Here is a 20,865-nt window from a genome sequence, read left to right on the forward strand (position 1 = left end):
GCGCGGTCACATGGCCGCGCTGTCCATGATCGCGCGGGCCTCGCCGATCCCTGCCCCGAAATAGTGCAGAGCCGGCCCCTGGAACGCGATCAGATAGAGTTTGCCGCCGATCACCGCGGCGCGCGCCTCGCCATTGCGGCGAAGGTCCTCGTCCTGCACCGCATAGTGGAAGGTGAAATGCACCCCGTCGTGCCCGGCCAGCTTCGCAGGGGCGACATTGTCGATTTCGAACAGCGAGGTCGCAACCGCGTTGCGAATCGTCCCCTCGTAAAGCTGGACGATGTCCGGGGCCAACATATTGGCGGCGAATCGCGGGAGCGGGCGGTCCTTCTTGTGGCGATCCTTGATCAGCGTCGCCCCCGGGGCCACGCCGCCGACGAACAGCAGTTCATTGAGCGCGAGCCCATCAACCGTCCACATCTCGGCGCTGGGCCCGGGCCGCGCCGACGAACGGTTCCACTCGATCCCCGGCGTCACTTTGAGCGTGGATTTGCCGACCAGAACCGGCTGGTGCGGCGCCATCACTTTCCATCCCGCAATCGCCGCACCGGGCACCGCGACCATCAGCGCCGCTGCGGCGAGCGCGCCTGTAAACCTGCGAACCATCTTCATTGTCCCCCTGCCATCATGGCGATCATTGCCTTGTCGACTGCATCCGGCCGCGCCTTGAGATAGGCGCGCAACTCACCCTGCCCCTCCGGCCCGGCGCCCGAGCGCAACAGCGCAAGGCCTAGGCCCCGGTGCAGTTCCGGCGCGGCGTAACCGCTTTCGCGCGCGGCACGATAGAACGCCGTCGCCTGTTCCAGATCCTTGGCCGTCCCCCGGACGCGGTAGAGTTCGCCGCGCGCATAGAGGAGCGGGCCGGTCCAGTTCCCATCGGCAAGTTCGGCCAACAGGAATTCGGTCCCGCCAAAATCATTCAGCTTGATCTGGTCGTCGATCAGCGCGGGCCACCATGCATCCAGCGCATCGCGATAGCGTTCCGCCCCCAGTTCACCGCCGCCAGCGGGGATTGCCGGCATCTTCCGCGCGAGATCGGCGAGGTAGGTCAGGCGGTCCTCCGACGAGGGATGCGTATCGAGAAAGCCGCCGCCGGGATTCCGGCGCTTCTTCTGGTGGCGCGCGGCTGCGGTCGCGTCCCCTTCCGCCACCACCTGGCGCCAGACCGACGCCGCCGCGATCGGGGCATAACCGCCGCGCTGCATGAACTCGAGCGACGCGACATCGGCTTCGCGCTCCATGTCGCGGCTGAAGGCGAAGATCGACCCCAGCATCCCAAGACTGGCGACCTGCCCTATCGGACCCAGCATCGACAGCCACACCATCGCGTCGGTCTTCTTGCGCAGGCTGCGGAAGTTCTGGAGCGAGTGGCGGCGCTCGAAATGCGCGAATTCATGGCCCAGCACGGCGGCGAGCTGCGCTTCGTCCTGAAGCCGCAGCAGCGCACCAGTCCAAACCTGCATCATGCCGTTCGGCGCCATGCTCGCGTTAAAATAGGGCGTCCGCACGATGTAGAGCCGCGCAAGGCCGCAGCGTTCCTCGCCGACTTCGCGGCACAGCACGCCCATGACATAAGCATTGATCGCCGGATCGCGGACGACGAAGGGCGAGGTCTTGAGCGTCCGCTCGGCCTCGTCCATCTGCATCCACAGGCCCCGCTCGTCGGCGGATTGCGGAGTCTGGCGCGCGGGCACCACGGCATCCTGCGCCGACGCCAACCCGGTTTGCCCGGCGCCGCACGCCGCGAGCGCGGCGGCGGCGATCGCCCGCCGCACCCGGCTCATTGTGCGACGGCGGGCAGCGCGCGCCGGGGGAAATCCTCCATCAACTGGCTGACGCGCTTTGCCGCCCCGTCGGGGTCGCGCACGTCGCCGCCCATTTTGAGGTCGGCGTTGATCCAGACCAGTTCGCCCGTGCGCAGATCGACCAGGCCCGCATAGCCGATATGGACCCCGGCGGTCAGCCCGACCCCCAGCATTGCCGCGAAGATCTGGGCGGTCTTGCGCCCCGCCGAGCCATAGCTGTCATAGGTATAGAAAAAGAGGCCATAGTCCGCGCCACCGATCTCGCGCAGCCGGGACGCCCCCTCGCCCAGCGTCCATCGGAAATCGGCGCGCTTGGTCGGCAGCCGGTTTCCCGCGAACAAACGGCCATATACCACGGTATTGGCCACCGTTTTGAACAAGGCGCGATAGTCCGCAAGAACCTGGCCCTGCTCGCCCTCAAGATCGGGCATGGCGACGATCGTGTTCGCGCTGGCCTGTTGCGACTTGATCAAGGCGGTGCCCAGATGCTCGCGCGCCGTGGCCGTCCACTCCGCATTCGGCTCGTTGAGCCCCGCCGTGCTTTGCGATCCCACCGCGACGTCGGGCCGGAATACGACGATCCGGACGTCGCCCGATGCGGGAAAGGCGAAACCCGCCTTGGATGCAGATGCCTCGGCGCCGAACTGTGCCTGCGCTGGTGCTGCGCACAACAGCAATCCGCCAATAGCGGACATAAAATATCGAAGCATCCCATCCCCCATCATCGCCTGTCCCCACAGGCGTATTACGGTGAAATGCTACTAGGCAATAATGCTCGGAGCAATAGCCAGATTTAGTGAGGAATGATTCGGTCTGATCTTTTACCGAAACGATTGGCTACAGCCGCCGCGCGGTCAGTACCTTGACCGGCGCCTCAGGCACTTCGCCCTTGAAGCTCCCCTGGAGGGTCTTGGTCAGCGAGGTCCGCGCATCGAAAATCTTCAGTACGACGTCCATCCCCTCCACCACGCGCCCGAACGCCGCATAGCCCAGATTGTCGCCGGGACGCGCGGGGTCGGCGTCGAACGAGGGCTGGTCGCCGACGCTGATCGTGAACTCGCCGCGGCCCGTGCCGGGCGCGAGGCGGGGCACGGAGATCGCGCCGTCGACATGCTTCACGCCGGTCTGGCTGGTCGGCTCATGCTTGATCGGCGGGAACAGCCTGGCGGGTGCGTTCTGCACGCCGAACTGGACGAAGCCGAAATGGTCGGCGACTTTCACGGTGCGGTAAAAGACGATGCCGTCCAGCCGTTTCGCATCGACATAGCGCAGGAAATTGCGCGCGGTGATCGGCGCCTTGGCGGTTTCCAGCTCCAGCACGAAACGCCCGACCGTGGTCTCCACCGCGACCCGCACTGTCGCGGGTGCAGGCGGAGCGGTCTGGGCGATGGCGGGGAGCGCAAACAGGCTCAGCAACAGCAGCAGCAATCCCCGCATCGTCCCGTCTCCTTACGCCAGCGCCTTCTTCAGCAGTTCGTTGACCACCGCAGGATTGGCCTTGCCGCCCATCGCCTTCATCGTCTGGCCGACGAAGAAGCCGAACAGCGCTTCCTTGCCGCCGCGATATTGCTCTAGCTGCTTGGGGTTGTTCGCCATCACTTCGGCGATCACCGCCTCGATCGCGCCGGTGTCGCTGGTCTGCTTGAGCCCGCGCTCCTCGACGATCTTCGCGGGGGCGTCGCCGGTCTCGAGCATGATTTCGAACACCTGCTTGGCCAGCGGGCCGGACAGCGTGCCGTCCGCCGCCAGCGCCAGCAGTTCGGCGCCCTGTTCGGGGCTCACCGGGCTCTCATCGACCGTCTTGCCCAGCCGGTTGAGCGCGCCATACAGGTCCGAAATCAGCCAGTTGGCCGCCGCGCGCGCGACTTCCTGCTCGCCCTTCGCCTGGACCCGCACGCTCTCCGCCAGCAGCGCCTCGAACCAGCGCGCCGTCTCCGCCTCCGCGGTCAGCACGGCGGCGTTGTATGCGCTCAGCCCCAGCGATTCCTCATACCGGCGGCGCTTGGCGTCGGGCAGTTCGGGAAGGCTCGCCTGGCACGCGTCGAGAAACGCGTCGTCCAGCTCCAGCGGCAACAGGTCGGGATCGGGGAAGTAGCGATAATCATGCGCGTCTTCCTTCGACCGCATAGACCGCGTCTCGCCCTTGTCGGGATCGAACAGCCGCGTTTCCTGAACGATCCGGCCACCGCTTTCCAGCACCTCGACCTGGCGACGCGCCTCATATTCGATCGCGGCCATGACGAAGCGCACCGAATTGACGTTCTTGGTCTCGGTCCGCGTGCCCAGCGGGTCGCCGGGCTTGCGCACGCTGACATTGACGTCGGCGCGCATCGAGCCTTCTTCCATGTTGCCGTCGCACGATCCGACATAGCGCAGGATTGAGCGCAGCTTCTTGACATACGCCCCGGCTTCCGCAGGCGATGCCATGTCGGGGCGGCTGACGATTTCCATCAGCGCCACGCCGGCGCGGTTGAGATCGACATAGGAGCGGCTGGGATGCTGGTCGTGCATCAGCTTGCCGGCATCCTGCTCGACATGGATGCGCTCGACGCCGATCGTCTTGGTAAAGGCCTCGGGGTCCTTCTCGTCCAGGCTGATCTCGATCCGCCCCTCGCCCACGATCGGGTGGTAGAGCTGGCTGATCTGATAGCCCTGCGGCAGATCGGCGTAGAAATAGTTCTTGCGATCGAACCGCGACCATTTGTTGATGACCGCGCCGATCGCCATGCCGGTGCGCACCGCCTGGCGGATGCATTCCTTGTTCGGCGTCGGGAGCATCCCCGGCATCGCCGCGTCGATCAGCGACACCTGGCTGTTCGGCTCTGCGCCGAATTCGGTCGCGGCGCCCGAAAAGAGCTTGGCGTTGGACGTGACCTGGGCATGGACTTCGAGGCCGATCACGACCTCCCAGTCGCCGGTGTCGCCTTTGATGCGGTAGGTGGGTGCTTCAGCCATTTTCGGTCTCTGGTGTAATAAGAGTCAATTCGGGGAAATAGGTGCGATAGGGGTGTGGATCGCGCGTCAACAGCGCCGCACCCGCGACTTCCGCAGCGGCGCCGATCAGGAAATCGGCGAGCAGCTTCTCGCGCTTTCCGCCTGCGACGCGGTACGCCCGTTGCGCGGCGCCAGCGCGATGTGCCGCCTCGGCGCTCAGCGGCGTGGTGCCCATCCCAAGTGCGGCAGTGAACGCCAGCAGTTCCTCCAGCGAGCCCTGGCGCGACCCAAGCTCGCCGATCGTCACCACGCTGGCTGCCACCGGGCCGGCCAGACGGGCATCGGCGACCGCACCCAGCGACCAATCCTGCCAGAGCGGATCGCGCTCGCGAATATCGACCAGAATGTTCGTATCCACCAGGATCACGCGGGCAGCGAGTCGCCGCCGCGAATCTCGCGCATGATCTCATCCGTCGCGCGCCCCTCGCGCAGATGCGCGAAGCGATCGGAAACGGCGCGCATCTCGACGATAAGCCGCTCCCGCTCCGCTGCGGCATCGCGCCGAGGCTTACGGATCACCGCAGCGTCGTCGCCGAGCATCGCGATCTCCACGAGTTCGTTCGGCTTTAGCCCAAGCGAGTCGCGTACGTCCTTGGGGATCGTCACCTGCCCTTTTACGGTCATGCGGCTCTGCTTGCTCATGGTCACAGTATTACCATTTCGAGGTAATACCGTCCACTGCCAAAACTCCGGGGACCCAAAACTCCGGGGACCCCAAGCCCATCAGACACACATCGGCATCGTGCTCGGCGCCGAGTTTGCTTGAGGCGTCCGGGAGAAAGCTTGGCGTGACCCTACGCATTGACTTCCGGGCCAATCGTAACATCCCACTCGCCGGTTTTGGACGGGATGCATCCTGAGCCTCACAGGCTATCGTAGCTCAGCGTGTAAGGTGTATCAACATAAGCAATCTGCCCTAGGCGGCCATCTTTTATGGTGTATTCGACCTTCGAAACCTTCACTAATTTATCTGGAGAAAGTCGGACATTTTCGCCTTCTTTAAGCACCACGTCAGATTCGATAACGATTTCTGCGCCGTCGACGAGGATCGAAATCAGCATTGCGGTATCCTTAAATTGCACGGACCTGTAGTTACTTCCAAAATTGCGATAGCTACTACCACCACACCTCTGGCCGCGCCGTGAACCCGGCCCGCTGCTCGATCGCGAGTCCGGCGTTCAGCACGCCCTGCTCGTCCAGCGGCTTGCCGATGATCTGGAGGCCGAGCGGCAGCCCGGCCTTGTCGATGCCGCCCGGCACGCTCATCGCGGGCAGGCCGGCCAGGCTGGCGGGCACCGTGAAGACGTCGTTCATGTACATCGCCAGCGGGTCCGCATTCTCGCCCAGCGCGAACGCAGCGCTCGGCGCTGTGGGGGTCAGCAGCAGGTCGCAGATCGAGAACGCATTCTCGAAATCCTGCGCGATCAGCGTCCGGACCTTTTGCGCCTGGGTGTAATAGGCGTCGTAGAACCCTGCCGACAGGACATAGGTGCCGATCAGGATGCGGCGCTTCACTTCCTCGCCAAAGCCTGCCGCGCGGGTGGCGGCGTACATGTCCTGAAGGTTCGCACCCTCGGGCAGATCGCGCAGGCCATAGCGGACGCCATCATAGCGCGCGAGGTTCGACGAGGCCTCTGCCGGCGCGATGATGTAATAGGCCGGCAGCGCGTATTTGGTGTGGGGCAGCGACACGTCGATGATCTCGGCGCCCGCGTCCTTCAGCCAGTCGATCCCCTGCTGCCACAGCGCCGCGATTTCGTTCGACATGCCGTCGAGGCGATATTCAGCGGGGATGCCCACTTTCTTGCCGCGCAGATCGCCGCTCAGCGCCGTTTCCCAATCGGGCACGGGCAGTTGGAGCGACGTCGAATCCTTGGGGTCGAAACCCGCCATATTCTCCAGCAGGATCGCGCAATCCTGCACGCTGCGCGCCATCGGCCCGGCCTGGTCGAGCGACGAGGCGAAGGCGACCACGCCCCAGCGCGAGCAGCGGCCATAGGTCGGCTTGATGCCCGAAATGCCAGTGAAGGCCGCGGGCTGGCGGATCGATCCGCCGGTGTCGGTGCCGGTGGCGCCGGGCACGATCCGCGCCGCGATCGCCGCCGAGCTGCCGCCCGACGATCCGCCGGGCGCGAGCGGCGCGTTGTCGCGCGCGCCGATGCCATTGGCGCCCCGCCGCCAGGGCGACACGACATTGCCGAAATAGCTGGTTTCGTTCGACGAACCCATCGCGAACTGATCGAGGTTCAGCTTGCCCAGCATCCCGGCGCCGGCATCCCAGAGCTTGGCCGAGACGGTCGATTCATAGACCGGCTTGAAGCCCTCCAGGATATGGCTGGCGGCGGTGGTCTGGACGCCCTTGGTCGCGAACAGGTCCTTCATGCCGATCGGCACGCCGGCCAGCGGCTTGAGCGTTTCGCCCGCCGCGACCGCTTCGTCGGCGGCCTTGGCGGCTTCCAGCGCGTGCTCGGGGGTTTCGACGATGAAGGCGTTCAGCGCTTTGGCCGCGCTCACCTTGACGATGAACGCATCGGCGACTTCGCGCGCGGAGAAGGTCTTGGCGCGGATGCCGTCGCGCAGGGCGGCAATGCCCAGGTCGGTTAGTTCAGTCACAGGAAATTCCGTTTGTACAGGAGCCAGCCGAACAGAATGCCGGGAAGTGCCCTTCGACAAGCTCAGGGCGAACGGTAGCGGAGGAAGGCGCCAACAAAAGCCCCTTCGTGCTGAGCCTGTCGAAGCACTGCGCACGGCGGAGGATGGCGGGAGCCCGGCTCATTCGACCACCTTCGGGACGGTGAAAAAGCCATGCTCGCCCTGCGGCGCATTGGCGAGGATCGCGTCGCGCTGCTGGCCCTCGGTCACCACATCCTCGCGCAGGCGCAGGATGTTGGGGATCACGGCGGTCATCGGCTCGACCGACGATGTGTCGACCTCCCCCAACTGCTCGATCCAGCCGAGGATGTTGTTCAGCTCCGGCGCCAGTTTCTCGGCGTCGGCGTCGGTGATCGCGATGCGGGCTAGGCTCGCGACCTTTTTCACGGTGGCGGTATCTACGGACATGGGCCGCGACTATCAGCCGCGACCCGCGCCTTCAAGCGTCGTTACTCGAACGCATCGCCGACCGGCTGCCCGCCGACGAACACCTGGCGACGCTCCACCTTGCGGACCTCGATCTGCCCAGCAGCATAAGCCTGCTTCTGCGCAGCGACGCGCGCCTTGGCGGCGTCGTCGGGCGCAACGGATATCCGAAGCTCGCGCGACGCCTCCAAGTTCCACTTTCCATCAGCCTGCCGCAGCGAATCCGTGTCATCGCACAGGCGGCCGAAGCGGCTGCCGAAGCAGGAATCGCGCAACAGCAGCGCAGAGTCGGCGCCCAGCAGGACGACGGTGCATCCCCACTCCTGCGCGACGCCGCATCGCGCCTGCGCGAGATAGTCGAGCAGTGCGTCGGGAATTGGAGGCGACCCGGCGGGCAGCACCCGGATACGCTTCGCCAGATCGGCGCGGGGTGGCATGGACTCGGCAACGCCCCAGCGGTTCGGCGCCTCGGTCGCCTGCATGGCGCGACGGCGGATTTCGGCATTGGCTGAACCGCGGAGCTTTGCGAGCGCTGCCCTGCCCGGCTCCCCAAAATCATAGGCCAGCGCGCGCCAGTCGAATGTCTCGGGCGTCAGCTTGCCCGCCTCCAGCCGCGCGACCTGATCGCGCGTCGAAATCGCATTGAAGCTCACCAGCGGCGTCGCCAGCACCAGCGCGACGCCACAAACCAGAAACGCCAGCGCGAGGTTCAGCGGGCGCACCCGCGCACCCCAGTTCAGCCGCCCCCAGGCCAGCGCGACCCAGTACGCCGCGCCGTACAGGCACGCGATCGCGACGAACACGATCGCCCATAGCCGCTGCGGCGTGAAGCCATATTGCCCAGTCCGCAGCGCAATCGCGATCGTCGCGAGCACCGCCAGCGGCAGGATCGTCGCCGCGAGCGCCATCGCGCCGAAGCGCAGCAGCGGAAAGCGCTTCTCCTGTTCGGGGGCATTGCCGATCACGGCATTCGCCAGGATCAGCGCGCCGATCGCGCAGCTCAGCAGGATCGGCGTGGTCGCGCTCGTCGCGTCCCACAGCGCGTTCAGCCCGGTGAAGGGCAGCGCAAGCAGGAACAGCACCAGCCCCACCGCCAGCACTGGCGCCAAAACGCCCAGCACCGTCGCCACCACGCGCTGGAGCAGCCGTACGACGCCATCATTCTCGCGCAGCACCCCCAGCCCTGCCCCGAACGCCGCGCCGATCAGGGCGCGCCAGAACCAGTTCTTCTCCAGAAGCTCGCGCAGGAACTCGATCTTGATGAGCAGGAACAGCGATGCGAGCAGCCACGTCATCGCGAACACGATTGCGACGAACAGCCAGCACGCGCACCACAGCACGATGTTGGTCCAGGCATGGTCGTGGACCACTGGATAGGGCGTGCGCACCGTGCCTTCGTCGCGCGCCGCCTGGAACAGCGGCGCCGCGATCGCCACTGCCAGCGCCAGGCTGACCATCCGCCACCCCTCGCCCGCGCTCCAGCCGCCGGGCGACCCGTTCCAATAGAGAACCAGCGCGCCGACCACCGCCATGACGAGCGCAAAGACGATCGACGCCCACCAGAGCCGCCGTTCGAGGGTAAAGCCGGTCAGGACCGCGCCCAGAAGCACGCCGGTCAACAGGCTGGCGTCGCGAGCGGACAGCGTGGCGTAGGCCTTGCCCAGGATAAGATGCGCCAAAAGCCCGGCGCCAAGCCCGATCACGGCCAGCAGCACGGGGCGCAGCGGCCAGGGTTTCGCCGGCTCTTCGATCGGCGCAGGCTCCGTGGTTTCGTACCAGACGCTGTCGGTCATGATGGCTTCCCCCCGCTATCTCCGCCGAAGCATCCGCGCATGACATGCCCGCGTCAACGCGGTTGCGCATCCGGCAATCGTGCGCCACGGGAATGCGATTGCCACTCACGCGGTTTATGCTGCATTGCACAATGGAGAATGGGCTTGGCCCGGAAGTTCCTATATGTCGTCGCAGTCCTGATCGTGCTCGCGCTCGCAGCCAGCTTTGCCTATCGCCTGTACGGCGTACAGCTCATGCGCCAGTTCATGGTGCCCGCGGGCGAGGTGGTAGCGCTGCCCCCCGCAGCAGCGGCGGACTATGCCCGCGCCGAACTGTGGATCGCGCGACCGGACAAGCCCGGCAACCCGGCATTGTGGACGCCCCAAGGCTATAGCCCCGCTGCGGACCCCAAGGCGGCGGTGTTCTTCGTCCACCCCACCTCTTTTCTCGATACCAAGATGTGGAACGCGCCGCTCGACAATGCCGATGCAAACGCCCGCGCCGCGCTGTTCCTGCGCGGGCAGGCGAGCGCGTTCAATTCGGTCGGCGCGATCTGGGCCCCGCGCTATCGTCAGGCGACCTTCGGCGCATTCCTGACCAGCAAGAAGCAGGCGCAACAGGCGCTCGACTTCGCGTATCGCGACGTCCTGGCCGCGTTCGACGCGTTTTTGGTCGAGGCCGGCGACCGCCCGATCCTCCTTGCCGGACACAGCCAGGGGGCGCTGCATCTGTCGCGGCTGCTCGTCGACCGAGTCGCGGGCAAGCCGCTCGCGAAGCGGATCGTCGCGGCCTATGTCGTGGGCTGGCCGGTATCGATCACTGCCGATCTGCCGCGCATGGGCCTGTCCGCGTGCGAGCGCCCCGACCAGACCGGCTGCATCCTGTCGTGGCAGAGCTTTGCCGAGCCCGCCGACACCGCGCTCATCATGGATACGTTCGACGCCACCACCGGCTTTACCGGCGCGTCGCGGGCGGGCACCGCGATGATATGCACCAATCCGCTGACCGGCGCGGCGGGCGGCGCTGCTCCCGCAGAGGCCAATCTCGGCGCGCTGATCCCCGACCGCGATTTCCAGGGCGCGTCGCTGGCCGTGGGTCGCGTGCCCGCGCGCTGCGACGGGCGCGGCTTCCTGATGATCGGCAGCAACCCGCCCGAGCTGGGCCAATATGTCCTGCCGGGCAACAATTATCATGTGTTTGACTACAGCCTGTTCTGGGCGAACATCCGCCAGGATGCCGAGCGGCGCATGGCGGCGTTCGGCAAGTGATAACCTCCGCCGCCGCCGATTTCCGCGCCGCCCTGCCCACCGGCGGGCGGTTGATCGGGCTTGATGTCGGGACCAAGACGATCGGCACCGCGCTGTGCGACGCGGGGTGGAGCTTCGCCAGCCCCGCGCTGCTGATCCGCCGGACCAAGTTCACCAAGGACAAGGCCGCGCTGGCCGAGCTGATCGCCGCGCAGCAGGTGGCGGGCATCGTCGTCGGCCTGCCGCTCAACCTCGACGGCACCGACAGCCCCCGCACCCAATCCACCCGCGCCTTTGCCCGCAACCTCGACGATATGGGCTTCCCGATATTGATGTGGGACGAGCGCTGGTCGACCGTCGCGGTCGAGCGCGTGCTGATCGAGCAGGACATGAGCCGCGCCAAACGCGCCGAGGCGATCGACAAGATGGCCGCCGCGCACATCCTGCAAGCCGCGATCGACGCGCTGGTGAATGCGTGAGGCGAGCCCGCCGCGTTTAATTTTCCATATTGGAAAGTTATCACTTGCCGAATCGGAAAATGACCGGCATTCCTTTCCATACTGGAAAGTGAAAGGGACATACCGATGACATTGAACCCCAACGAAGCCGAGGCGGCGCTCAACGCCGTTCGGGATGCGCGGCGCAAGATGGGCCGTAGCGGCAAGCTGGGCTGGATACACCATCTGCTGTACGGCGCCGTCATGGCCGGAATTATCCTGCAACTGGGCTTTGGCGGCTGGCGGCGCGTGTTCATCGTTGGCGCCACGATCGCTCTGGGCGTGCTGCTGTATCGGTGGCAACGCAACGCCACGGGGCGGTGGAATAATGGCTACCGGGCCGGACGCACGCGCTGGGTCGCGGTAGGACTTCTGGCCGCGCTGGTCGCCATCCTGTTCGTAACCGCGCCCGTCGCCGAACCGGCACGACAGTTTCTGACCGTGTGGCAGGCCGCGCTCCTCGCTTTTGTCGTCGCGACGCTGGGCGGCTGGCTGTGGGACAAGGCGTATCGGGCCGATCTGGAGCGCGCGGCATGAGCGCCCCTGCCCTCGATCCTGTGATCCACGCCCCCGCCCGGCTACAGGCGTGCGCCGTCCTGTCCTCCGCCGACGAAGTCGAGTTCGCGCTGCTGCGCGACACGCTCGAGGTCAGCGACTCGGTGCTGTCCAAGCATGTGAAACAGCTTGAGGAGGCGGGCTATGTGAAGGTCCGCAAGGCCGCGATCGGCGGGCGTCAGCGGACCTGGCTCGCGCTCACCCGCGCGGGGAGCAAGGCGTTCGCCGGCCATGTGAAGGCGCTGCAGCAACTCGCGGCCGCCACGGTGCCGAGCGGCGAATGAGATCGGGCGACGGCGCGGGTTGCGCCGTCGCCGATCGGGGATTAGGCCGCGCTTTTAATGCACGCATCCGATCACAGCCCCGCGGCGCAGCTTCCCGGCCGCGCCGCCTTCCCGCACCGGCATCTCACCGGCATTGCGGGCCTCCAGCCGCACGAGATCATTTTCCTCCTCGACGAGGCGGAGCAATGGGTCGAGGTCAACCGCACCCGCGCCAAGAGCGACAAGAGGCTGGAGGGCATCACCCAGATCAATGCCTTTTTCGAGAACAGCACGCGGACTTTGCTGTCGTTCGAAATCGCGGGCAAGCGGCTGGGCGCCGATGTGGTCAACATGCAGGTCGGCCAGTCGAGCGTGAAGAAGGGCGAGACCCTGCTCGATACCGCCGCGACGCTCAATGCGATGCGATCGGACGTGATCGTGATCCGCCATGGCAGCTCGGGCGCCGTCGCGCTGATCGCCGACAAGGTCGATTGCCCGGTCCTCAACGCCGGCGATGGCTGGCACGAACACCCCACCCAGGCGCTGCTCGACGCGCTCACCATCCGCAGGCGCCGGGGCAGCGTGGCGGGGCAGCGCGTGGTGATCTGCGGCGACATCCTGCATAGCCGCGTCGCCCGCTCGAACATGCTCGCGCTCACCGCGCTGGCCGCCGAAGTGCGCGTCGTCGCCCCCTCCACGCTGATGCCCGCCGCGATCGAGCGGATGTACGTCACGCCGTTCACCGATTTCGATGCCGCGCTGGAGGGGGCAGACGTCGTGATGATGCTGCGCGTCCAGAATGAGCGGATGTCGGGCGGGTATATCCCCTCCACTCGCGAGTTTCACATGCGCTACGGCCTCACCCCCGAGCGGTTGTCCCGCGCCGCGCCCGATGCGCTGGTGATGCACCCCGGCCCGATGAATCGCGGCGTGGAGATCGATTCGAGCGTAGCGGACGACCCCGAACGCAGCGCGATCACCGAACAGGTGGAGATGGGCGTCGCCGTCCGCATGGCGTGCCTCGACGTGCTGACCCGCGCCAGCCGCGGCGTGGAGGGCTGGGCATGAAGACCGCGTTCCTCAATGCCGAGCTGGTCTGCCCCAAAAGCGGCGTGTCGCGCGGCGACCTGTTGGTCGAGGGCGACACGATCGCCGCGATCGGCAGCTTCGAAATCCCCAGCGATGCGCAGCGGATCGAACTGGGCGGCAAGACGCTGGCGCCTGCCCTTGTCGATCTGGGCGTGTTCGCAGTCGACAAGGCGGCGTGCCAGGCGGGCGGGATCGCGCGTGTCGGGCTGATGCCCGATCAGTCGCCGGTGCTCGACGATCCCGGTATCGTCCGCCGCGCCGCGCTGAGCGGCAAGCCGGTGCTGTGGGTCCACCCGATCGCAGCGGCGACGCGCGCGCTGGAGGGGCAGGACCTCGCCGAAATGGCGATCAACGCGAGCGCCGGCGCCCGCGCAGTCGCCACCGGGCGCGGCTGGATCGCGTCGTCAGGGATGATGCGCAAGGTGCTGGTCTATGCCCGCGACTGCGACCTGACCGTCGTCGCCCATGCCGAGGATGGCGGGCTGACCGACGGCACCGTCGCGACCGAGGGCGAGACCGCGACTCGCCTCGGCCTGCCCGCCGCCCCCGCCATCGCCGAGGCGCTGGCGATCGCGCGCGACCTGATGCTCGCCGAGGAAACCGGCGCACGGCTCCATTTCCGGCAGGTGACGACGGCAGCAGGCTTCGACCTCATCCGCGCCGCCAAGCGCCGGGGCGTGGCCGTGACCTGTGGCATCACCCCCGCGCACCTGCTGCTCTCCGACATCGCGACCAGCGATTTCCGCACCTATGCCCATCTCTCGCCCCCCTTGCGCGACGAGAGCGACCGGCAGGCGGCGCTGGCGGCGGTGCGCGACGGTACGATCGACGTGATCGCATCGGGCCATGACCCGCGCGGGCCGGAGGCAAAGCGCCTGCCCTTCACCGACTCGCAGCCCGGCATGTCGGGCGCGGGCACGCTGCTCGCGCTGTCGCTGGGGCTGGTGCGCGACGGGCTGATCCCGATCGAGCGTCTGTTCGCGCTGCTCGCGGCGAACCCGGCGCGCATCCTGGGGCTGGAGACCGGGACGCTGGGCGTGGGAATGCCCGCCGACCTGGTGGTGCTCGATCCCGGCGCGCCGTGGCAGATCGATGCGGTGCGGATGGCGGGGCGTGCCGGCAACACCCCGTTCGACCGGCTGCCGGTGCAGGGGAAGGTGCTGGGGCTGTATAAGGGCGGCGCGCCGATCGGGTAGCAGGGCGTGGGGACGGGAAAAGTGGAAGCGGGCGTTTGAGATCGTCAGTAATTCTAAAACTGTAGACAGGTACTAAAATCATGGACGGCCCTGTCATTAGGGCGGCGACCATCGTTGATCACCTCAAGCTCCAATCCAGACAGCACGAACTCCACCGACTTGTGCAGGCGCTCTTTGTCCCAATCTGGATGGCGAGCCTGAATGAGCTTGAGTAGTTGGGAAATCGCTCGTGATCGTCGCGGGCCGCAATAGCGGGTTAATTGCCCGTAATAGACAATCGTAGGCGCAGTCCGATCTGGCATTTGATCAGGGTCAGCGTCCGCGCCACCCTCTGCGCGGATGCAAGAAATATATGCTCCTACATCCCCTCGGCGAAAGCTATCGGGAAAATCAGTCTCAGATATTTGTATGACGGCGATCATCAGCGGCAGAGCAATCATACCCTCTCCTCAAACAACGAGAAGACTGCGCCAGCAAAGTACATGATGTCCAGTATGGTGGAGTTGTCGTTATTTGATCCTCACCCGCCAGGGGGAGGTGGCGCCGAAGGCGACGGAGCGACTATCTGGTTTGTCAAAGGGCATGGGCTATTTGCGCGCGTGCATCGCGGGCTTTTGCGTTGAGCCTGACGAGTAATTTTCGTGCGAGAGCGATGCGGACGACCATCTTCGCCTTGCCCTGTGCGAGCAGCCGGTCGCGGAAGCTGGCGAGATCGTCGTCGTATTTTCTGGCGACGTCGGCGACGAGGTAGAGGATCGATCGGACGGAAGGCCTTCCACCCCGAACGCGGCGCCGGCCATTGCGCTGTCCGCTGTCGTTGGCGAGGGGAGCAAGGCCCGCGAGCTTGGCGATTGCCTTGTTCGAGAGGGTGCCGAGTTCCGGCAGGTCGGCGAGCAGAACGGCAACGGTTCTGTCGGCAAGGCCCTTGATCGAACGAATGGTCTTGTCGAGTTCGGCCCAGAGCGGATCGGCGGTGATCAGCGCCGCGATCTGGGCTGCAAGCGCCTTGGTCTGGCGGTTGAAAAAGGCAATCGCCTCCTTCAGGCTCGCCAATGCGGTGGGCTCACTGGTGCTGTGCAGCCGCTGCTTCTGGACCGAGAGATCGGCGGTAACCTGGCGTAATCTGGCCGTAAGTGCCGTCAGCCGGCGCTGATCCTCAGACGGCGGAGGCGTGGCGACCAGCTGTCTGGCATCGGCATAACCGGCGATCATCTCGGCATCGATGCGATCTGTCTTCTCCAGATTGCCCATCGCGTCGGCGAAGCTGCGGACGGCCCTGGGGTTGGCGATGGCGCAGGGCTGACCCTGCTTCCACAGCGCCAGGAAGGCAGCTTGCTCAACACCTCCCGACGCCTCCATCACGACCAGTTCGACACTGTGTTCGCGGCAGAAGGCGAGCAGTTGCGCGACGCCTTCTGCCGTGTTGGCGAAACGCTGATATCGTCCGGCGGACCAGCTATCGAGCCAGGCTTTGGAAACATCCACTCCACAAAGGTTGCGCATCACGGTAACCTGCCTTGTCTGTGCGATTGAGAATCAACCGACTGTTCGGTCGTGCGTGACAACGGCGATGATCCCAGGCTCCGTCGCGGTGAGCACCTGAGGGGGAACGGGCGACATCGCCGCCACGCCGGTGTGGGTGGCCACCCACACCGGCGCTCAGTCGCTTCCAGCAGAAACGAGCCGTGCTCGTCCAGATACAAGGGGGCGGACGCACGAACGACGCGATGTGCTTCCTCCCCCACCGTCAGGCTGCGCCTGCCACCTCCCCCTGGCGGGGAAGGATCCTAAGACAGGCGCCACTACCGGCGTGATCGCGCAACGTTATCTAGCCCAGCCCCGCCTCAGCGCGAAGCCACCTGCATCCCGCCCTTCGCCCATGCCGCCACCGCGTCCCCTGCCTGGCCGCGCACGAAGCACGCGCCGCCGCGTGCCTTGACCTGACGGCACAGCGCGTCGGCGTCGGCGCGGGCATAGCCGCCCACCGACAGGCGATAGAAATTGCCTGCGCGCGTCGCGATCCGCGCGCCCTGCGGGGTCGAGCCAGACAGCGCGGGTACGCTGCGCAAGTGACGGCTCCAGGCATCGCGTGCAACACCCGCATTGGGATAGGCGCCGAGTTGGACATAATAGCTGCCCTTCGCCGCGACGGGCACCGGCGCCGCTTTCGCCCTGGTGGCGGGCTGTGCCGCAGCGCTGCGCACCGGCGCGGCGCGGATGCCGGGGAGCGGCTGGACGATTTCCTCGCGCGGGCCGAACACGACCTGCGCGCCGGTGCCGGCAACCTGCTGCGGCTCGGGCTGCGGCTCTGCCGACAGCGGCTCGGCAGCGGCGCCCGCATCGGCGGACACCGCCGCGGCGTTTGCGGGCACGCCCGGCATATAGGCATCGACGGCGTCGGCGGCAGGAGCGACCGCGGCCACCGCGACCCCCGGCTGCTGCGTCAGCGCCAGTGCGATCGGCTGGCCCGCATCCTGCACCGGGCGCACGCCGAGCAGCGATGCGATTTGGTCATAGGCGTTGGTCGGGCGCGCGAACGCGGCCCATTCGAGCATCCGCGCCTGGAGCTGGTCCGGCGCCACGTCCATCGCCGCGATCTGGCTCGCCTCGCGCCAGCGTCCGGCGAGCGCGAAGCTCAGCGCGAGGTTCTGGCGCGTCTTCGCGGTCGCGCTCGGGTCGCGCACCGCCGGCGTCAATATCTCGATCGCCGTCACCGGATCGCCGGCGAGCGCGAAGCCGAGCCCGCGGTCGCTCGCGGGGATATGGTCGGCATGCGTCTGCAACGTCTGGCGCGCCCCCGCCCAATCGCCCTGCGCGATCCGGGCCAGCGCGAGGTTGAGCGCCACGCGCCCGTCCTCGGGGTTGAGCGCCAGCGCATCGCTCAGCGCCTGCCCCGCCGAGGCGAACCGGCCCGCGAGGAGATAGGCCTGCCCCAGCAGCGCGCGATAGCCGGCGTTGGTCGGATCGTTCGCCACTGCCGCCTCGGCGTGCTGCACGGCCTGCGCCGCCTTGCGCTTGGCCAGCGCCTTGCGCGCATCCGCGGCCTCCGACGCCGCCTTCTTGGCGCTCGGGCCAGAAGCGGCGACCGCCGAGAGCCCGAAGCCGTTCGTTGAGGCGCCGAGGGTTACCACCCCAAGGGCCAGCGCGGAGAGGGCGATCTTCAATTTGGTACGACTATACATGGTCATTCCTTCAGTCTCGATCCGCCACCGAAGTCGTCTGGCGGGCGAGCGCATCGACTTCGGGGAGCGTATCGAGCAGGGCGTCCAGCGCCCGGATCATGAGGTTTTGCGCCGATTGATTGGTCACTGCCGACGCCAGGCGAAGGCGAAAGTGGCGATCATCGTCCAGCCGCAGCGTGAACGCCGACAGCGGCTTCCTGGCGGCACGGTCCCGCGGAGCCCGTGCGCGGACGGGCGCAGCGACCTCCGCCTCGCCAGAGACCCGGGCGTCGAGCGCCGCGCGCTGGCGCAGGACAACAGGCTTGGGCACCGATGCCTCGGCGCCGGTTTCGTCAAAGCCGATTTCGTCACGCGACTCTGCGGACAGATCGACCAAGCCCTGCGGGCGCATCGCCGGCCTGGCGTGCCCCTTGCGCGCGAGCAGCGCGGAGGAGAGCGAGGCAAAATTCCTGGGGGTTGCGGTCATCGGTGGGTCCTCAGCGCATCACGCGACGGCCAAAGCCCGCCGCCGGGCGCACGCCGCCAAACCCGCCCACAGCGGCCGGTGCCGCGAAAACGGTGCGGCGGAAATTCTTCTCGAGCCGATCGCAGAGATAGGTCCACAGCGCCGCGATCTCGCCCGCCGAACGACCGCCCGGATCGACTTCCATCACGGTGCGTCCGTCGATCATCGACGCCGCGAAGTCGGTGCGATGGTGGATGGTGATCGGCGCGACCGTTCCGTGCTGCGACAGCGCGATCGCCGCCTCGGTCGTGATCCGCGCGCCCGGCGTCGCCGCATTCAATATGAAAATCAATGGTTTACCTGCACGCTCGCACAGGTCAGCCGTCGCGCCGACCGCGCGCAGATCGTGCGGGCTGGGGCGCGTCGGGATCACGACCAGCTCCGCGACCTGGATCACGCTGTGGATCGCCATCGTGATCGTGGGTGGCGTGTCGATCACCGCGAGGCGGAAGCCCTGCTGCCGCAGGATTTCGAGGTCCGCGGCCAACCGTGCAACCGTGGTCTGGGCGAAGGCGGGGAACTCGGTCGAGCGGTCGTTCCACCAATCGGACAGCGAGCCCTGCGGATCGATGTCGATCAGCACCACCGGGCCCTGGCCAGCCAGCTGAGCCTGCACCGCCAGGTGCCCGCTCAGCGTGGTCTTGCCCGACCCGCCTTTCTGCGATGCCAACGCCAGAACCCGCATGAATGCCCTCAAATCCCCCGATTGGTTACGGTGCCGATATGGCATTTCCGTTCATAAGATTGCGTTAATGCGTTCCGCGGCGGGACGCGGAAGCCGGTGGCGGGACTTAAGGGTATCTTTGCCAATCGATGGTTAACTGGCATTTATCCGCATGTGCGGGGCGCAGGAGTTGGATCGGATGAAGTCTGCCGGGTTGGCCATGATTGCGGGGGCCGTGTTGCTTGCCCTCCCTGCCGCCGCGCAGGACGATTCGGTGAAGGCCGGCGTCGATGCCTATGAGCGCGGCGACTATAAGACCGCAGTCGATCGCTGGCGCGCCGCCGCCACCGGGGGCAATGCCGATGCCCAGTTCAATTTGGGCCAGGCCTATAAGCTGGGGCGCGGCGTGCCGATGGACATCCGCCTCGCCGAGGACTGGTATCGCAAGGCGGCGCTGCAGGGGCATGAGCAGGCCGAGGCCAATTACGGGCTCGCGCTGTTCGAGAACGGCAAGCGCGGCGACGCGGTGCAATGGCTCCAGCGGGCAGTGGCGCGCGGCGATGCCCGCGCGCAATATGTGCTGGGCGTCATGCTGTTCAACGGTGACGCGATCGAAAAGGATTGGGTGCGCGCCTATGCGCTGATGGTCCGATCGTCGCAGACCGGGCTCGACGCCGCGGTGAAGGCCCGCGCGCAGATGGACGAGTTCATGCCGCTGGGCGACCGCCAGCAGGGGCTCGCTTTGGCGCGCAAATATGAAGAGGAATATAATCGCGGCGGGCTTCCCGTACCCCCGCTGCGCGTGGCCGACACGCCGGCCGTGAAGCCGCCGGTGCGGGCAGTGGCACAATCCGTGCCGCGCCCGACGCCGCCCCGCCCCGCTGCGGCACCGCCAGCGGTCGCCACCGCAGCGCCGCGCGACGGCGGCTGGCGCGTCCAGCTCGGCGCGTTCGGCGATCCCGGCAATGCGCGCAGGCTGTGGGGTCAGGTCGGCGGGCGCTTCCCGGGCCGCCAGCCCTATTATGTCAAGGCGGGCACCCTCACCAAATTGCTGGTCGGCCCCTTCGCCTCGCGCGCGGAGGCGGCAGGCGCATGCGGCGCGGTGCGCCCGTGCGTGCCCGTCAGCAAATAGGTCGTGATCCCTGCGCGCTTACCGCACCGCAAAATTCTTTTCGCACGCGCAACGAAAATTGCAGTATGGCGTTAGCCGCACATGACTCGATCGTTCCCGCGCCTCGCGCTGCTCGCCCTTCTCGCCTCGAGTGGCGCCGCACACGCCCAGTCCGCCGCGGAGGCGGACCGCGATGCCCCGCGCCGCGTGCGCGTCGCGCTGGGGCCGCAGCTCATCCCCAATTATCCGGGGTCGGACAAGGTCAGCCTGAGCCCGCTGGTCGACGTCGTCGTCGCGCGGGGCAGCGATCCGTTCGAATATGAGGCCGCCGACGAGAGCTTCGGCATCCCGGTGCTCCGCACCGCGCGCTTCGCGGTCGGGCCTGCGTTCAACCTGCAGACCAGTCGCCGGCGCAGCGAAACCGGGCCGGGGATCGATGAAGTCGGCACCACCGTCGAACTCGGCGGGTTCGCCAATATCTGGTTCGCGCGCCCGGTCCGCCTCCATGCCGAACTGCGCCAAGGGGTTAATGGCCATGGCGGGCTGATCGGCGAAGTCGGGCTCGATTACGTCGCGCGCGACCGCGATCGCTGGCTGTTCGCGATCGGGCCGCGCATCGCGCTCTCCGACGGGCGTTATCAGGATGCCTATTTCGGCGTCTCCGCGCGCGAAGCGCTGGCGACCGGGCTCCCCGTCTATGATCCGGGCAGCGGGGTCCATGCGATCGGCGCCAATGCGACCGCGACCTATCAGTTCACGCCGCGATGGGGCGTGTACGGCTTTGCCAAATATGACCGGCTGGTCGGCGATGCCGGCGACTCGCCGATCGTCCGCAGCCTGGGCTCGCGCAACCAGCTCTCGGGCGGCCTTGCCCTGAGCTACACCTTCGGGCGCGGGATCCGCTGA

Annotated in this window: 24 protein-coding genes; 8 read left to right on the forward strand and 16 right to left on the reverse strand. The window is 66.9% G+C overall.

Annotated elements, in window-relative coordinates:
• Positions 1-6 precede the first annotated feature (6 nt).
• The 11 genes from TS85_RS11780 to TS85_RS11825 all read right to left on the reverse strand — a co-directional run bounded on the left by TS85_RS11780 (position 7) and on the right by TS85_RS11825 (position 9,670).
• Positions 7-606: a hypothetical protein gene (locus tag TS85_RS11780; protein WP_155006389.1), complete on the reverse strand. Its 600-nt coding sequence runs from the start codon at positions 604-606 to the stop codon at positions 7-9.
• Between the two features lie 2 nt (positions 607-608).
• Entirely contained in the window at positions 609-1,784 is a 1,176-nt protein-coding gene (locus TS85_RS11785) for a M48 family metallopeptidase (RefSeq protein WP_044332348.1), read from the reverse strand.
• Positions 1,781-2,515, reverse strand: coding sequence for a hypothetical protein (locus TS85_RS11790; protein ID WP_155006390.1), 735 nt, complete (start codon positions 2,513-2,515; stop codon positions 1,781-1,783). Before TS85_RS11790 ends, TS85_RS11785 begins: the two co-directional genes overlap by 4 nt.
• A 127-nt stretch (positions 2,516-2,642) precedes the next feature.
• A complete protein-coding gene (locus TS85_RS11795; protein ID WP_077228579.1) occupies positions 2,643-3,242 on the reverse strand; it encodes a peptidylprolyl isomerase in 600 nt (199 codons plus the stop codon).
• Positions 3,243-3,254: 12 nt separating this feature from the next.
• A complete protein-coding gene (gene gatB, locus TS85_RS11800; RefSeq protein WP_044332349.1) occupies positions 3,255-4,760 on the reverse strand; it encodes an Asp-tRNA(Asn)/Glu-tRNA(Gln) amidotransferase subunit GatB in 1,506 nt (501 codons plus the stop codon).
• A complete protein-coding gene (locus tag TS85_RS11805) occupies positions 4,753-5,157 on the reverse strand; it encodes a PIN domain-containing protein (RefSeq protein WP_162184718.1) in 405 nt (134 codons plus the stop codon). Before TS85_RS11805 ends, gatB begins: the two co-directional genes overlap by 8 nt.
• A gap of 5 nt (positions 5,158-5,162) precedes the next feature.
• A complete protein-coding gene (locus tag TS85_RS11810; RefSeq protein WP_044332351.1) occupies positions 5,163-5,441 on the reverse strand; it encodes an AbrB/MazE/SpoVT family DNA-binding domain-containing protein in 279 nt (92 codons plus the stop codon).
• 221 nt (positions 5,442-5,662) lie between these two features.
• A complete protein-coding gene (locus TS85_RS25420; RefSeq protein WP_155006391.1) occupies positions 5,663-5,860 on the reverse strand; it encodes a hypothetical protein in 198 nt (65 codons plus the stop codon).
• A gap of 55 nt (positions 5,861-5,915) precedes the next feature.
• Positions 5,916-7,412 carry an Asp-tRNA(Asn)/Glu-tRNA(Gln) amidotransferase subunit GatA gene (gene gatA / locus TS85_RS11815; protein ID WP_044332353.1) on the reverse strand — a complete coding sequence of 499 codons (1,497 nt, stop codon included), beginning with the start codon at positions 7,410-7,412 and terminating at the stop codon, positions 5,916-5,918.
• A gap of 159 nt (positions 7,413-7,571) precedes the next feature.
• Complete coding sequence (gene gatC, locus TS85_RS11820) at positions 7,572-7,859, reverse strand: Asp-tRNA(Asn)/Glu-tRNA(Gln) amidotransferase subunit GatC (RefSeq protein WP_044332354.1); 288 nt, start codon at positions 7,857-7,859, stop codon at positions 7,572-7,574.
• Positions 7,860-7,900: 41 nt separating this feature from the next.
• Entirely contained in the window at positions 7,901-9,670 is a 1,770-nt protein-coding gene (locus TS85_RS11825) for a DUF2339 domain-containing protein (RefSeq protein ID WP_044332356.1), read from the reverse strand.
• 144 nt (positions 9,671-9,814) lie between these two features.
• On the opposite strand from TS85_RS11825, the gene TS85_RS11830 reads away from it, so the two are divergent.
• The 6 genes from TS85_RS11830 (at position 9,815) to TS85_RS11855 (ending at position 14,497) form a co-directional block, all read left to right on the forward strand.
• Complete coding sequence (locus TS85_RS11830) at positions 9,815-10,918, forward strand: DUF3089 domain-containing protein (protein ID WP_044336201.1); 1,104 nt, start codon at positions 9,815-9,817, stop codon at positions 10,916-10,918.
• On the forward strand, positions 10,915-11,376 hold the full coding sequence (gene ruvX, locus TS85_RS11835) for a Holliday junction resolvase RuvX (protein ID WP_044332359.1): 462 nt from the start codon (positions 10,915-10,917) through the stop codon (positions 11,374-11,376). Before TS85_RS11830 ends, ruvX begins: the two co-directional genes overlap by 4 nt.
• 105 nt (positions 11,377-11,481) lie before the next feature.
• Positions 11,482-11,931 carry a hypothetical protein gene (locus TS85_RS24125; protein WP_052507873.1) on the forward strand — a complete coding sequence of 150 codons (450 nt, stop codon included), beginning with the start codon at positions 11,482-11,484 and terminating at the stop codon, positions 11,929-11,931.
• Positions 11,928-12,233, forward strand: coding sequence for a winged helix-turn-helix domain-containing protein (locus TS85_RS11845; protein WP_044332362.1), 306 nt, complete (start codon positions 11,928-11,930; stop codon positions 12,231-12,233). Before TS85_RS24125 ends, TS85_RS11845 begins: the two co-directional genes overlap by 4 nt.
• Positions 12,234-12,290: 57 nt before the next feature.
• Entirely contained in the window at positions 12,291-13,280 is a 990-nt protein-coding gene (locus TS85_RS11850; protein WP_044332365.1) for an aspartate carbamoyltransferase catalytic subunit, read from the forward strand.
• Positions 13,277-14,497 (forward strand): dihydroorotase, encoded by a 1,221-nt coding sequence (locus TS85_RS11855; RefSeq protein WP_044332368.1) that lies wholly within the window; start codon positions 13,277-13,279, stop codon positions 14,495-14,497. Before TS85_RS11850 ends, TS85_RS11855 begins: the two co-directional genes overlap by 4 nt.
• A gap of 53 nt (positions 14,498-14,550) precedes the next feature.
• Here the strand turns inward: TS85_RS11855 and TS85_RS25425 are convergent, their stop codons facing one another.
• The 5 genes from TS85_RS25425 to TS85_RS11875 all read right to left on the reverse strand — a co-directional run bounded on the left by TS85_RS25425 (position 14,551) and on the right by TS85_RS11875 (position 18,869).
• On the reverse strand, positions 14,551-14,937 hold the full coding sequence (locus tag TS85_RS25425; RefSeq protein WP_155006392.1) for a hypothetical protein: 387 nt from the start codon (positions 14,935-14,937) through the stop codon (positions 14,551-14,553).
• A gap of 133 nt (positions 14,938-15,070) precedes the next feature.
• Positions 15,071-16,000, reverse strand: a complete 930-nt coding sequence (locus TS85_RS11860) for an IS110 family RNA-guided transposase (protein WP_044332371.1) — start codon at positions 15,998-16,000, stop codon at positions 15,071-15,073.
• Between the two features lie 341 nt (positions 16,001-16,341).
• Entirely contained in the window at positions 16,342-17,679 is a 1,338-nt protein-coding gene (locus tag TS85_RS11865; RefSeq protein ID WP_044332374.1) for an SPOR domain-containing protein, read from the reverse strand.
• A gap of 10 nt (positions 17,680-17,689) precedes the next feature.
• Positions 17,690-18,145: a hypothetical protein gene (locus TS85_RS11870; protein WP_044332376.1), complete on the reverse strand. Its 456-nt coding sequence runs from the start codon at positions 18,143-18,145 to the stop codon at positions 17,690-17,692.
• A 10-nt stretch (positions 18,146-18,155) separates the two neighbouring features.
• Positions 18,156-18,869, reverse strand: coding sequence for a ParA family protein (locus TS85_RS11875; protein ID WP_044332379.1), 714 nt, complete (start codon positions 18,867-18,869; stop codon positions 18,156-18,158).
• A gap of 214 nt (positions 18,870-19,083) precedes the next feature.
• On the opposite strand from TS85_RS11875, the gene TS85_RS11880 reads away from it, so the two are divergent.
• Both TS85_RS11880 and TS85_RS11885 read left to right on the forward strand, forming a co-directional pair.
• Positions 19,084-19,980, forward strand: coding sequence for an SPOR domain-containing protein (locus tag TS85_RS11880; protein ID WP_320407119.1), 897 nt, complete (start codon positions 19,084-19,086; stop codon positions 19,978-19,980).
• Positions 19,981-20,061: 81 nt separating this feature from the next.
• The gene (locus tag TS85_RS11885) at positions 20,062-20,865 is read left to right on the forward strand and encodes a MipA/OmpV family protein (RefSeq protein WP_052507875.1); all 804 of its coding nucleotides are present in this window, start codon (positions 20,062-20,064) and stop codon (positions 20,863-20,865) included.

This window comes from Sphingomonas hengshuiensis, from assembly GCF_000935025.1.
GTDB lineage: Bacteria > Pseudomonadota > Alphaproteobacteria > Sphingomonadales > Sphingomonadaceae > Sphingomonas > Sphingomonas hengshuiensis.

Excerpts from the sequence above, each read along its gene's own strand:
- TS85_RS11790 (WP_155006390.1), bottom strand. The coding sequence starts at position 2,515 with ATGCTTCGATATTTTATGTCCGCTATTGGCGGATTGCTGTTGTGCGCA.
- gatC (WP_044332354.1), bottom strand. The coding sequence starts at position 7,859 with ATGTCCGTAGATACCGCCACCGTGAAAAAGGTCGCGAGCCTAGCCCGC.
- TS85_RS11875 (WP_044332379.1), bottom strand. The coding sequence starts at position 18,869 with ATGCGGGTTCTGGCGTTGGCATCGCAGAAAGGCGGGTCGGGCAAGACC.
- TS85_RS11855 (WP_044332368.1), top strand. The coding sequence starts at position 13,277 with ATGAAGACCGCGTTCCTCAATGCCGAGCTGGTCTGCCCCAAAAGCGGC.
- TS85_RS11785 (WP_044332348.1), bottom strand. The coding sequence starts at position 1,784 with ATGAGCCGGGTGCGGCGGGCGATCGCCGCCGCCGCGCTCGCGGCGTGC.
- TS85_RS11865 (WP_044332374.1), bottom strand. The coding sequence starts at position 17,679 with ATGTATAGTCGTACCAAATTGAAGATCGCCCTCTCCGCGCTGGCCCTT.
- TS85_RS11825 (WP_044332356.1), bottom strand. The coding sequence starts at position 9,670 with ATGACCGACAGCGTCTGGTACGAAACCACGGAGCCTGCGCCGATCGAA.
- TS85_RS11860 (WP_044332371.1), bottom strand. The coding sequence starts at position 16,000 with ATGCGCAACCTTTGTGGAGTGGATGTTTCCAAAGCCTGGCTCGATAGC.
- TS85_RS25420 (WP_155006391.1), bottom strand. The coding sequence starts at position 5,860 with ATGCTGATTTCGATCCTCGTCGACGGCGCAGAAATCGTTATCGAATCT.
- TS85_RS11845 (WP_044332362.1), top strand. The coding sequence starts at position 11,928 with ATGAGCGCCCCTGCCCTCGATCCTGTGATCCACGCCCCCGCCCGGCTA.
- TS85_RS11795 (WP_077228579.1), bottom strand. The coding sequence starts at position 3,242 with ATGCGGGGATTGCTGCTGCTGTTGCTGAGCCTGTTTGCGCTCCCCGCC.
- TS85_RS11885 (WP_052507875.1), top strand. The coding sequence starts at position 20,062 with ATGACTCGATCGTTCCCGCGCCTCGCGCTGCTCGCCCTTCTCGCCTCG.
- TS85_RS24125 (WP_052507873.1), top strand. The coding sequence starts at position 11,482 with ATGACATTGAACCCCAACGAAGCCGAGGCGGCGCTCAACGCCGTTCGG.
- TS85_RS11780 (WP_155006389.1), bottom strand. The coding sequence starts at position 606 with ATGGTTCGCAGGTTTACAGGCGCGCTCGCCGCAGCGGCGCTGATGGTC.
- TS85_RS11850 (WP_044332365.1), top strand. The coding sequence starts at position 12,291 with ATGCACGCATCCGATCACAGCCCCGCGGCGCAGCTTCCCGGCCGCGCC.
- gatB (WP_044332349.1), bottom strand. The coding sequence starts at position 4,760 with ATGGCTGAAGCACCCACCTACCGCATCAAAGGCGACACCGGCGACTGG.
- TS85_RS11810 (WP_044332351.1), bottom strand. The coding sequence starts at position 5,441 with ATGAGCAAGCAGAGCCGCATGACCGTAAAAGGGCAGGTGACGATCCCC.
- TS85_RS25425 (WP_155006392.1), bottom strand. The coding sequence starts at position 14,937 with ATGATTGCTCTGCCGCTGATGATCGCCGTCATACAAATATCTGAGACT.
- TS85_RS11870 (WP_044332376.1), bottom strand. The coding sequence starts at position 18,145 with ATGACCGCAACCCCCAGGAATTTTGCCTCGCTCTCCTCCGCGCTGCTC.